The following is a 12208-nucleotide window of genomic DNA, read 5'->3' as shown; positions in this document are numbered from 1 at the left end:
CCCCGTGGGGTCGGGACCAGGCTCCCCGCCGGGAGGAGCGCCTGGCCTCACGGCCGCCATGTCAGGCCGATGCCGAAGCTGCGGCCCGAGTGGTACGACTCCCGTACGACCGCGCCCTGCGTCAGCTCGTACGGTGCATCCAGCAGGTTCTTCGCATCGATCTTCACGCCCAGCCCGCCCGGCAGCGTCGTGCGGAACGACAGGTCGAGCACGTCGCGACGCTCCTCGTAGACGTCCGGCAGCGGGACCTCCCCGGCGTTGACGATGCGGCGACCGACCGTGTTGTAGAGCAGCGTCGCGCTCGTCGTGCCGGCGCCCGGCGCCCACGTGAGGCCCGTGTTCACCACGTACGGCGCCTGCCCCACCATCGCCCGCTCGGTGCTCGTCTGGCTGCTCGCCTCGCGGCCGATGCGGATCCTGCTGTCCATCACTGTCGCGTTCGCGAAGGCGGTGATCGTTTCGAGCGGCTCCGCGATGAAGCCCAGCCGCTTCCGCAGCTCGAGCTCGACACCGAAGTTCTCGGCCTCCTCGGCGTTCACGTACGTCACGATGCTGGTGCCCGACGTCGCTCGGTACACGCGCTCGATCGGCGCGTCGAACTGTTTGGCGAACAGAGCGAGCGACACGGTCTCGCCGGGGTTCGGGTACCATTCCCAGCGGATGTCGGCATTGCGGATCAGAGTGCGCCGGAGATCCGGGTTGCCGACGACGTTCTCGCCCCCCAGCACTTCGCGATACTGCACGTTTGCCAGCTCGCGGTATTCCGGACGGGCGAGCGTCTGTGACGCGGAGAAGCGGAGTTTCTGGTTGTCCGTGAGCCCCACGTTCAGCGACAGCGAGGGCAGCACGTCCGTGTAGCTCGGCGCTGCCGTGAAGACCTCGGAGCCGATCGTGCCCTGTGCCGCGAGGTCGAGCTCGGAGCGCTCGACGCGCGCGCCCGCAATCAGCTGCAGTCGATCGGAGAGGCCCAGCTCCAGCATGCCGTACCCGGCGACGAGCCTGTCCTCTGCGCTGTAGGAGCCGCCCTGGCTCATCGGGGTCAGCCGGAAGTACGAGTCGCCCGCCTCCGCGAAGCGACCGTCCATGATCTGTTCCGCCGGCAGCGCCAGTGCGTCCGCGGGAAGCGAGCGACCGGAAATGCTGTACGCACGGTTGTCCGCCTCCCGATCGGTCATGCGGTAGAGCCCACCGAGCTGCAGCGCGTGACGGGCCTTGGCGCCCAGGTGCAGCCGGTAGTTGAGAGCCGCCTCCATGCTGTTCTCCTCCAGCTCACCGAACGTGCGCACCGCACCCTCGTTGCTGGCTGCAAACCATCGCATCGGCTCACCCTCGACCGTCTGCGCGTACACGAACTCGGAGCGGTCCGGTTCGGAGCGGCGCACTGCCGAACCCGTCAGGCTCCAGTCGATTCGGCTTGCACCCAGCTGGTGCTCGGCGCCGAGCTGCGCCGAGCCGACCGTGCGCTGCACGAAGCGCAGGCGCTGCACCTCCATCGGCATGGTGCCGTGGTTTTCGCTGGTACCGACCTCGAAGCGCGCTTCGTTGTCGGCGCTCCGGTTCAGGTTGCCATTGAAGAAGACGCGGCTGTGCTCGCCGACGAGTGTGCTGATGTTTGCGAGCCCGCCCCACAGCACGCTGGTGCGGCCCGTCGATCCCGTGAACCGGTCCACCTCGGTCACCTGGCCGTTCGCGCCGGGCAGCGCGCGTGCCCGTATCTCGGCATCGCGCACCTCCTCGCCGTAGGAGTACGTGCCGCTCAGCAGATAGGAGATCGGCTGGCCCAGGACCGGATCGGTGCCGCCGAGCGACACGCCGAGAGACGAGTTGCCGCGGCCGGATGCCCGCTGCGGTGTCCAGGCGTTGCGGAACGAGCGCACCATCGCGTTGATCTCGTCCTGCTCCATCGGCGCGGTGAAGTCACCTGCGCTGCGGACCGACTGCGGAAGCGCACGGGCATCGCCGGACGACGCCAGCCATTCGCCACCGACGGTGGGCGCAGCAAACAGGTCGCGACCGGTCACCCGGCTGTTGAAACCGCCGCCCGCCGAGATCGTGAGCTGGCGTGAACCGGGGAACTCGCGTGTGCGGATGTTGACCTGCGCGCCCGAGAAGTCGCCCGGCAGGTCCGGCGTGAACGTCTTGGCCGTCGTTATGCTCTGCAGGAGCCCGGAGGGGAACAGGTCGAGCGGCACTACCTTGCGCTCCGGTTCCGGGCTCGGTATGCGCGCGCCGTTGAGGGAGGTGGTCGTGTAGCGCTCGCCCAGACCACGCACGAACACGTACTTGCCGTCCTGCACCGAGACACCGCTCACGCGCTGCATCGCCGCGGCGGCATCGCCATCCGGGCTGCGCGCGATCTGCTCGGAGCCGAGTGCGCTCACGATGCCCGTTGCATTGCGCTGCTCGTCCAGCGCGCGACTCACACTGCCCCGCTCCGCCGACGCACTCACGCTGATCGCTTCCAGCTCGACCGCCTGCGGATCCACGGTGACGATCAGCTCCGTCACCTCGTCCGCCCGCACCCGGACGTCGGTTACCGTCTTGGTGCCGTAGCCGATGCTCTCGACTCGCACGGACACGACGCCCGCAGGCACGCTGGTCAGCAGATAACGGCCATCGATGCCGCTCAGCACGCCCTGCTGCGTGGACTCGACGACGATGCTCGCTCCGGGCAGACCGAGTCCGGTCTGCGCGTCGACGACGCGGCCCGCAACACGACCTGCCGGCTGCTGCGCGCTCGCCGAGGCTGCCCCCAGCAACAGCAGCGCGCCCATCAGTACGCACCGGAGTTTCCCAGTCATGTGTTCTCCATCCGATTTTCATTCGTCGGGCAGAGGGCCGCGCGCGACGCGCACGTCTTCATGCCCGGCACAAGGATGAAGAACGACGGTGACGGACCACTCACAGGGTCGTAACGGGAGGGTCACAGCGCGTGACCCGTTGTATCAGGTGCGTCGCCGAATGGCGCCGGATGCGTTGCAGTCCCTGCGGTCGTGACCTGATTGTTGCAGTTGCCGCTGGCCCGGCTGCCCGCTAGACTCGGCGCACCGAGCGACCCGCATACTCATCTGCGCAGGACCGCATGCTCCAGCCCGCGGGCGAGATCAGACTGCCGGAACTGGCCGACGCCTGGTGGCTGCTCGACCAGCCGGACCGCATTGCGGGCTTCCGTCTCCTCGAGCCGGGGGACGCCGAGGAGTTCTTCTTCGACCTGACCTCATCCGATCAGGCCGACCTGCTGCTCGCGCTCACACCCGCCGAGCGGCGCCTCTGGCTGCGACTGCTCCCGCCGGACGACGCCGCCGACCTCATCCAGGAAGCAGCCGAAGAGGACAGGCCAGGACTGCTCGGCCTGCTCGATGACGCTACCCGGCGCGAAGTCACTGCCCTGCTCGCGTACGAGGAGGACGAGGCCGGCGGCCTCATGTCCTCCCGCTTCGCGCGCGTGCGGCCCGACATGACCGCCGACGAGGCGATCAGCTACCTGCGCAAGCAGGCCCAGGGGCGCACCAACGCGGAGACGCTCTACTACATCTACGTCCTCGACAGCGCGCAGCGGCTGCTCGGCGTCGTGTCCTTCCGTGAGCTGTTCGCAGCCCCCGGCAACCGCACCGTGCGCGAGATCATGCGCGTCGAGGACATGGTCGCCGTGCCCGAGGAGATGGACCAGGAAGCCGTCGCGCGCCTGTTCGCCGAATACGACGTCGTCGCACTCCCCGTCGTCGATGCTGAGGGGAGGATGAAGGGTATCGTCACCGTCGACGACATCGTCGACGTCGTCGAGGAAGAGGCAACCGAGGACATCCACAAGTACGGAGGCCTGGAGGCGCTCGACGAGCCCTACCTCCGCATCGGCTTCTTCGACCTCGTCCGCAAGCGCGCGCCCTGGCTCGTCATCCTCTTCTTCGGCGGCATGCTCACCGCCACCGCCGTCGGACGCTTCGAGAACTTCGTCACGACCATCAAAGGCCTCGCCGTCTTCATGCCCCTCGTCATCGCCAGCGGCGGCAACTCCGGCTCGCAGGCGTCCACCCTGGTCATCCGCGCCATGACCGTCGGTGAGGTGCGACTGCGCGACTGGTGGCGCGTCGTGCGCCGCGAACTCGCAGTCGGCCTCGTCCTCGGCATCATGCTCGCCCTGCTCGGCATCGGCCGCGTCTGGATCGCCACCCTGATCGGCCAGCCCGATAACGCCGAGATGATCCTGTTCGCCGTGACCATCGCCGCGTCCCTCATCGGCGTCGTCATCTTCGGCACCCTCGCCGGTTCCATGCTGCCGTTCATCCTCCAGCGCCTCGGCTTCGACCCCGCCTCCGCCTCTGCCCCGCTGGTCGCCACGCTGGTCGATGTGAGCGGCCTGCTGATCTACTTCTCGGTAGCCAGTTGGCTCCTGTCGTCCTGACTGGCCCGCGAAATCCGCGAAATACCGGGAAAACAACGAGTTAGGTGGCTACCGGGCACGCACCCTGCAGCACTCCCGCCAGGCACCTGCGTGTCGGGTGCGAGAGGAGGCGCGCATGCCAAGGCGCATTCTGGTCGCGGACGACGAACCGCTGACCGCCGAGATGATCACGCTGATGCTGGCGTTTACAGGATACGAAGTGACGCACGCGCTGGATGGGGCCGAGGCACTGACGCGAGCGCGCGAGTTCGAGCCGGACGTTGTGCTGCTGGACGTGATGATGCCCGGCCGGCTGGGTCACTCCGTCTCCAACGAGCTGCGCAAGGACCCGCAGTTCAGCGACACGGTGGTCGTGCTGTTCAGCTGTGTCGACGAGCACGACGTTCCCTGGCGGGAGTCAGGGGCCGACGCGTTCCTTCAGAAGCCGATCAGCATTCGTGATCTGCCACGGATCATCGAGGATCTGAGAAACCGGAAGATGAAGGAGAGGGCAGAACCGAGGACCACGGAGCTGTCGACTGATTGAAGGGCCGGGGCGGTGTATACGCCCGCCCCGGTTAGCCGGCCTTTCCCCGGTGTTCCTCGCCAGGTCTCGGAACGGAATTTCACCGCTGAGAGCGCAGAGAGCGCAGAGAACGACACGGAGTTTTCAGTTGTTGTTTTTTCGGACGCCGTCCAGTCTGTCGCGCGTTTGCCTGCCTGCTTCACTGCAATTCAGAAGACAGAACGTAACGCGTCGTCGATGCTGCCTGTCCACGTAGAACCCTCAGCGTAGTTCTCCGCGCCCTCAGTGCCCTCAGCGGTAAAAAAACCGCGTGGAATAAATCAGTCGCCGAGCTTCAGGACACGCTTCCACTGCTCGTTCGTGATCGGCTGCACTGCGACGCGCGGCATCCGCACGAACGACATCTCCTTGAGCACGTCGTCCGCCTTCATGTCAGCGAGCGGAATCCGCTGCTTCAGCTCGCGCAGCGGCTCGATGTCGACGACGACCAGCTTGTCGTTCTTCGGATCGGAGTAGGCGGTCTTCACGACGCGTGCGATGCCGATCGCTGCCTTGTCCGGTGCGGTGTGGTAGATGAGCACTTCGTCGCCCGTTTCGCAGCGCTGGAGGTTGCGCTGTGCGGCTGCGTTCTTCACGCCGTCCCAGACGGCGCGCTTCTCTTTGACGAGGTCGTCCCAGCCGTAGCTTTCGGGGTCGGCGAGGAAAGCCCAGTACGAGCTCATGGCGTCACTTTCGTCGTGCGGGTGAGGTGCTCGCGGCACCAGGTCCGGATTTCGGTTTCGGTGAGCACGTGGTCGGTCTGCTTGGCGAGCTCGAACACGTGCCTGCACAGCTCTTCATCGTCGGCGTCGAATCCGTGCTCCGCGAGCCAGAACCGGACGTTGGACATGCCGCTGACGTGGCTGATCTCGATGATCTGTTTGCGGCCGAAGTCGGCAGCCGGCACGCTGGAGTAGACGCGGTCGGCGAGCCAGTCCTCGCCCTTCATGCGAGCCTTGATGATGGCGGCTGCGTGCACGCCGGTGCCGGTGCGGAACGCGTCGGCGCCGAACACGGGGTAGCTGACGGGGATCGGCACGCCTGTCGCCCGTGACACGGCGTCGACGTACTCGCCCAGCCGGGCCAGGTCGTGGTCGTGCAGGCCGAGCAGCTTCATGTTGACGAGCAGCAGGTCCATCTCGGTGTTGCCGACGCGCTCGCCGATGCCGAGTCCGGTCCCGTGCACGCGGTTCACGCCTTCCTCGATGGCGGTGAAGGTGTTGGCGAGTCCGAAGCCGCGGTCCCGGTGGCCGTGCCAGTCGATGCGGATGTCGGCGCCGCTCGGGGCGACGATCTCGCGCCGAACGAAGCGAACGAGCTGGCGCACGCCCTGCGGCGTCGCATGGCCCACGGTGTCGGCCAGGCAGATGCGCGTGGCGCCGGCATTGATCGCTGCCGTGTAGAGCTGCTTCAGGACGTCGGGCCGGGCGCGGGTCGTATCCTCCGTCACGTACATGACCCGCAACCCTTCGCCGACGGCGAAGCGGACCGCCTCCTCCGTCGCGCGCAGCATTCGCTCGAGTGTCCAGTCCTCGGCATACTGGCGGATCGGGGACGAACCGATGAACGTACACGCCTCGATCGGCACGCCTGTCTGTTGACTGATCCGTGCGATGGGCTCGATATCGGCGCGGACCGTGCGTGCGGCGCAGTTCGCAGCGATCGGCAGCTTCGCGCTGGCGATCTCGCGAGCGAGGGCCGTCACGTCTGCGACTGCGCGCGGACCGGCGCCGGGCAGGCCGATGTCGGCGGTGTGAATACCGAGTGCCGCCATCAAGTGGAGCAGCTCGATCTTCGCGTCGATGGGCGGGTCCTGCACGGATGGGCACTGCAGACCGTCGCGCAGTGTTTCGTCGTCGAGCTCGACGGGCCCGAGCGTGCGGTAGTCGACGGCATCGCCGGCGACGTTCCAGTCGTGGATCAGTTGCTGCTCGTGCACTGCAACCTCCGGCGGGGGACTGCCGCCAACATGGCCGGCACGCCTCTGCATTGTCAACGCAATGGCGAACAGGACAGTGAATCTGCAGAACCTCGCGGCGAGCGAGCCGGTTGCGCGTGCACGGGCGATGCTGCGCGAGCGGGCGGCCGCGGTCGTGGACGAGATGCGCGAGCTGGTTGCCGTGCCCGCACCGCCGTTCGGCGAGGGGCAGCGTGCGGCCTGGTATGCGGCGCGCCTGGAGGCGGCCGGCTACGAGCCCGCCTGTGACGAGCTGCACAACCTGATCGCGGCACGGGGGGCGCTCGACGGCTGCGTCGCCGTCGTGGCGCACCTGGACACCGTGTTCCCCGCGGACACACCGCTCACGCCCCAGGAGCGTGACGGCCGCATCCATGCGCCCGGCATCTCCGACAACGTACGCGGCCTGGCTGCGGTGCTCGCACTGGCGAGGGTGTTCGCCGAGACCGACCTCGAGCTGGAACGCACCGTGGCCTTCGTCGCCTCCGTGGGTGAGGAGGCGGCGGGCGACCTGCGCGGGATGAAGCACCTGTTCCGCGACGATGGCCCACTGCGTCGCGCCGCCGCTGTCATAGCGGTCGACGGTACCGGCCTCCGGCGCATCGTGCACCGTGCCGTCGGCTCGATCCGCATGCGTGTCACCGTACGGGGTACCGGCGGCCACTCCTGGGCCGACTACGGCATTCCCAACCCGCTGCACGCACTCAATGCCGCGATGGCGCGGCTCGCGTCCATGCCGCTCCCCTCGCGTCCGCGCACGACGCTCACGGTCGCCCGGATGCAGGGGGGCACCAGCATCAACGCGATCCCCGCTGACGCCTGGGCGGAGCTCGACATCCGGAGCGAGGACGATGCGGTGCTGCGCAGGATGGATGAGGCGGTGCACACCGTGATGACGGAAGAGACGCGCGCCGCGCGCGTCGGCCGTCACGGCCTGGACGTCGAGTTCCAGCGCATCGGCGCCCGGCCCGCCGGCATCACTGCCGCCGACCACCCGCTCGTCCGTGCCGCCCGCGCCGCAACCCGCGCGATCGGCGAGCGCCCGGAGCTGATCGCATCCTCCACGGATGCCAACGTGCCCATCTCGCTCGGCATCCCCGGCATCGCGATCGGCGCCGGTGGCGAGTCCGGCGGCATGCATACACTGGAGGAGTGGTACAGCGATGAAGGCGGAGCGGAGGGCCTGGAGCGGCTGCTGCTGACCGTCGTCGGTGCGGCTGCATCTTAGGGTGCTGACGGATTGTTTTCACCGCTGAGGCGCGGAGGGCGCGGAGTTTCTTTCACACAGAGGTCACAGCGGACACTGAGTCTGATTCGCCGCCATACGTCAGTTCGCTGCATGGAAGCATTCTTTTTCTAGTAGTTGCTTCGCGGCACGTAACGTGACCGGCGCTTCGTCCCCTGCGCGGTGCCAGTAAGCAACTACATCAAACAGGGCGCTTCCGTGCGCCGCAAGCTGGCGAAGCACCGCAGGGCTGACTCAGTGTCCGCTGTGACCTCTGTGTGAAAGAAACTCCGCGCCCTCCGCGCCTCAGCGGTGAATAAGAGAAACTCAGTCGCCGCCGAGCAGTTCCGAATGGTCCCCCACATTGGCCGAACCACTGAACGCCCGGATCTTAACGTGATCCCCGACCAGTGAGCGCTGCAGCGCCGAATCCTCGATCGTCGTGTCCGCGCCGACGATGGAGTCGGAAATCTTCACGTTCCGGAGTGTCGAGCCGCTCTCGACGGTGACGTTCGGGCCGATCTCGACGTTTTCGAGATGCACCCCCTCCGCCACGCGGACGGGACGGTGCACCCGCACGTTCCTGCCGCCCTCCGGCTCGAGGGCACGGCCTGCGTTCTCCAGCAGGTGACGGTTCGTTTCCAGGATGGTGTCGACCTGGCCGGCGTCGTACCACCCCTGCACGGGCTCGACGCGGATCTTTGCGCCGTGGTCGATCATGTACTGGAACGCGTCAGTCAGGTAATACTCGCGGCCCGGGCCGCGGGGGCCGCCGCACGCGTCCTCGATCCCCTTGAACAGCAGCTCGTGGTCGCGGATGTAGTAGAGGCCGATGTTGGCGAGCCTGGAGATCGGATCACGCGGCTTTTCGACGATGCGCTTCATGTTGCCGTCGCTGTCCGTGACGATCACGCCGAAGCGCTGGTAATCCTCGACCTCCTTGGCCCAGATCACCCCGGCCAGGTCGTCGGGCAGGCGCTGCACCAGGGAGAGGTCCGCGTCGAAGAGCGTGTCGACGAAGATGATGAGCACGTCCTCGTCGACGTACGGCCGGGCGAGGCGCACGGCGCCGGCCGTGCCGTCCTGCACCTTCTGCTCGACGAAGTGCGCGGTGAACTCCGGGTACTCGTCGCGGATGTACTCCTCGATCGTCTCCTTCAGGTGGCCGGTGATGAAGACGATCTCCTTCACACCGAGCTTCTTCAGGTCGTCGAGGATGTAGCTCATCACCGGCTTCCCGCCGACCCGCAGCAGCGGCTTGGGTGTGACGTGCGTATGCGGCCGCAGGCGGGTGCCTTTGCCGGCCAGCGGGATGATGACTTTCACGTGCTTCCTCCACTCGGGAACGGATCGATGTGCAAGTTCCGGCGGCTCGTACGTCCTGGATAGCAGAGGCCGGGCAGCGTCCGGTTCTTGCGACGCGCGGGCCGACGGTCCGGTGCGGCGCGGAACATAGCAGGACGCCGGCCAGCCTCGAAACCCGCTCGCGGCGGACGCGGTCGCGGGATACCTTGGAAACGTCGAAAGGCGGCGCCCGGCGCCGCAGGAGGCAATCCCATGCGCAGGACTACACTCGCGGCGCTGCTGCTGCTGGCGGTGCCGGCCATTGCTGCAGCGCAGCAGCCACAGGAGCGCCCGCCGCGCTCGATCACGGTCACCGCATACTCCAGCGTGCAGCGGGCGCCGGACCGTGCTGTGATCATGCTCGCGGTCGAGAGCCAGGCGGAGAACGCGCAGGAGGCAGCACGCCAGAACGCGGAGCGGATGACACGTGTCATCGATGCGCTGCGCAGCGCCGGCATTCCCGAGCAGCGCATCCGCACCGTGACCTACGACCTGCAGCCGGTCTACTCGCAGCCGCCGCGCGAGCCGCGGATGGAGGAGTGGCAGCCGCGCATCGTCGGGTACCGCGCCATCAACATGGTGCGCGTGGAGGTCGACGACGTACAGCGTACGGGTGGCGTGATCGATGCCGCCCTGAATGCCGGCGCGAACCGCGTCGACGGGACCTCGTTCGTGCTGCGCGATTCCGATGCCGCGTACAACGAGGCGCTGCAGCAGGCGGTACAGAAGGCGCGGGCGCAGGCGACTGCCGCCGCGCAGGCTGCCGGCCAGCAGCTCGGCCAGCCGCTCAGCATCCAGGTGGGTGGCTACGCCCCTCCGCCGCCGCCCATGCCGGCGTACCGCGGTGTAGCAATGGATGCGATGGCCGCCTCGACACCCGTGCAGGGCGGCGAGCTGGAGATCGGCGCAAGTGTCACCATCACCTTCGAGCTGATCGGCGGATGAACCCGCGAGGCCTGCCCCGCGTCGATGTGCGGACGGCGCCCACCCACGAGGATGGGCGCCTGCGCGGTCGTACGTACGCGATTCCGTTCGAGGACGTGTGGCAGGCCGCGCTCGCGCTGGCCGACGGCGCACTGAAGGGCTGGCGCGTGGTCAGCTCCGACGATCACGACGGCATCATCACTGCAGAGGCACACAGGCGCTGGCCGGCTGCCACTGACCGGGTGATCCTGCGAGTGGGTCTCGACCGCGACGCCCAGACGCGCGTCGATGCGGAAGCCGCGGCCTGGGGCGACACGAAGCTGTCACCCCACCGCACGGCGAAGCACCTGTTCCGGTTCTTCAGCGAGCTGGACTCGATGGTGCAACACACGGCAGCGGCAAGGCAGCGCACGATTCCGACTCTATGAACCGTCGCCCGCTGAACGCGCGCGACACGGCACCCTGCCAGGAGTGAAATGCCGACGCGACGCACCAAGCAGGTGACACCCTCAGCCGACCGGCTCCCGGTCCTTCCACTCCGCTCCACGGTCGTCTACCCGTTCGGCGTCATCGGCGTCCAGATCGGCATCCCCTCCACGCTGGAAATGCTGAGCGCGTACCCGGAGGCCACGCTGATGTCGGCGTTTGTCGTGGCGCCTGGCGAGCCGGACGACCCCTTCGACCCGAAGTCGCTCGAAAAGGTCGGCGTCCGGGTCCGCGTCTCCGACCGGCTGAACATGCCGGGCGGCACGGTGCAGGCGACCGTGCAGGGGATCGAGCGCATCGTGCTGAGCGACGTGGTCGAGTCGAACGGCTACTTCACGGCGCGCGTCGAGCCCGCAATGGAGGTGCCGGCACCCGACGAGGCCGCACAGGACCTGATCGCACGGATCCTCACCGTGCTCGAGCCGCTTGCCGCCGAGGTCGAGCGCGTTCCGCGCGAGGTGCCGCGCATCCTGCGCATGAACCTCGCCGACCCCGGTCGCTTCGCCGACCTCGTCGCGACGCTCACCAACTTCACCGTGGCCGGCAAGGACCAGGTGCTGCAGATGCTCGATGTGCGCGATCGGCTGCAGTACGCATACGGCGAACTCGACTACCAGCTGGACCGCGTGCGCAAGCTGCAGGCGGAGCAGGAGGCCGCGCGGACTGCGGAGGCCGAGGCAGCGGAGCGCGGCGAGCCGGCGGACCAGCAGACACCCGCGGACCGGGCGCAGGCGCTCCGGCGTCGCATCAAGATGCTGCAGTCCGAGCTGGGCGAGGTGGATCCGGTCGAGCGGGAGGTGATCGACTTCCTCCGTCGCATCGAGGCCGCGGACCTGCCGGCGCGCGTGACCGCCGAGGCGCGCACCGAGATCGAGCGGCTGCGCACGACGCCGACCGGTCCCGACGCGAGCGAGATCCGCACGTACGTCGACTGGCTCGTCCACCTGCCGTGGCGCTCGACCGCGGCACCACCGCCCCAGGAGATCGATCTCTCGCGCGTGCAGCAGGCGCTCGATGAGGCGCTGCTCGGACTGGAGGAGCCGAAGGAGCGACTCCTCGACCAGATCGCGGTTGCCCGGCTGCGCGGCGACCTGGTCGGTCCGATCCCCTGCATCGTCGGCCCGCCCTACGTCGGCAAGAGCTCGCTGGTGCGGGCGCTCGCCGAAGGTCTCGGCAGGCCGCTCGCCGGCCTCGAGCTCGGCGGCCGCGGCGAGTCGCAGATCGTCGGCGTGAGGCGGGCACGTGCCGGCGCCGAGCCAGGCAAGATCATCGCCGCGCTGCGCGACGTGGGGGTACGCGATCCGCTCTTCCACCTCGAGCAGATGG

The 12208-nt window shown here is 68.0% G+C and carries 10 protein-coding genes; 6 read left to right on the top strand and 4 right to left on the bottom strand.

Features of this window, described 5'->3' with window-relative positions:
- Positions 1-47: 47 nt before the first annotated feature.
- Positions 48-2801, bottom strand: coding sequence for a TonB-dependent receptor (locus VFU06_15950; GenBank protein ID HEU5210889.1), 2754 nt, complete (start codon positions 2799-2801; stop codon positions 48-50).
- A 281-nt stretch (positions 2802-3082) separates the two neighbouring features.
- On the opposite strand from VFU06_15950, the gene mgtE reads away from it, so the two are divergent.
- Positions 3083-4402 carry a magnesium transporter gene (gene mgtE, locus VFU06_15945; GenBank protein HEU5210888.1) on the top strand — a complete coding sequence of 440 codons (1320 nt, stop codon included), beginning with the start codon at positions 3083-3085 and terminating at the stop codon, positions 4400-4402.
- Between the two features lie 115 nt (positions 4403-4517).
- A complete protein-coding gene (locus VFU06_15940; GenBank protein ID HEU5210887.1) occupies positions 4518-4928 on the top strand; it encodes a response regulator in 411 nt (136 codons plus the stop codon).
- A gap of 299 nt (positions 4929-5227) precedes the next feature.
- On the opposite strand, the gene VFU06_15935 is transcribed toward VFU06_15940, so the two are convergent.
- Both VFU06_15935 and VFU06_15930 read right to left on the bottom strand, forming a co-directional pair.
- Positions 5228-5629 (bottom strand): EVE domain-containing protein, encoded by a 402-nt coding sequence (locus VFU06_15935; GenBank protein ID HEU5210886.1) that lies wholly within the window; start codon positions 5627-5629, stop codon positions 5228-5230.
- A complete protein-coding gene (locus VFU06_15930) occupies positions 5626-6885 on the bottom strand; it encodes a LeuA family protein (GenBank protein ID HEU5210885.1) in 1260 nt (419 codons plus the stop codon). The genes VFU06_15935 and VFU06_15930 overlap by 4 nt, the downstream gene beginning before the upstream one ends.
- Before the next feature lie 61 nt (positions 6886-6946).
- Here VFU06_15930 and VFU06_15925 point away from each other — a divergent pair, with 61 nt between their 5' ends.
- On the top strand, positions 6947-8131 hold the full coding sequence (locus tag VFU06_15925; protein ID HEU5210884.1) for a M20/M25/M40 family metallo-hydrolase: 1185 nt from the start codon (positions 6947-6949) through the stop codon (positions 8129-8131).
- A gap of 324 nt (positions 8132-8455) precedes the next feature.
- On the opposite strand, the gene VFU06_15920 is transcribed toward VFU06_15925, so the two are convergent.
- Positions 8456-9454 carry a sugar phosphate nucleotidyltransferase gene (locus VFU06_15920; protein HEU5210883.1) on the bottom strand — a complete coding sequence of 333 codons (999 nt, stop codon included), beginning with the start codon at positions 9452-9454 and terminating at the stop codon, positions 8456-8458.
- 231 nt (positions 9455-9685) lie between these two features.
- Between VFU06_15920 and VFU06_15915 the strand changes: the two genes are divergently transcribed.
- The 3 genes from VFU06_15915 to VFU06_15905 all read left to right on the top strand — a co-directional run.
- Positions 9686-10417 (top strand): SIMPL domain-containing protein, encoded by a 732-nt coding sequence (locus VFU06_15915; GenBank protein HEU5210882.1) that lies wholly within the window; start codon positions 9686-9688, stop codon positions 10415-10417.
- Entirely contained in the window at positions 10414-10824 is a 411-nt protein-coding gene (locus tag VFU06_15910; GenBank protein ID HEU5210881.1) for a hypothetical protein, read from the top strand. The genes VFU06_15915 and VFU06_15910 overlap by 4 nt, the downstream gene beginning before the upstream one ends.
- Before the next feature lie 48 nt (positions 10825-10872).
- Positions 10873-12208, top strand: a 1336-nt coding sequence (locus VFU06_15905; GenBank protein HEU5210880.1) for an LON peptidase substrate-binding domain-containing protein, incomplete at its 3' end; no start/stop codon positions are given.

The organism is Longimicrobiales bacterium, assembly GCA_035764935.1.
Lineage (GTDB): Bacteria > Gemmatimonadota > Gemmatimonadetes > Longimicrobiales > RSA9 > DASTYK01.
This window is presented reverse-complemented; position numbering and strand designations above follow the sequence as displayed.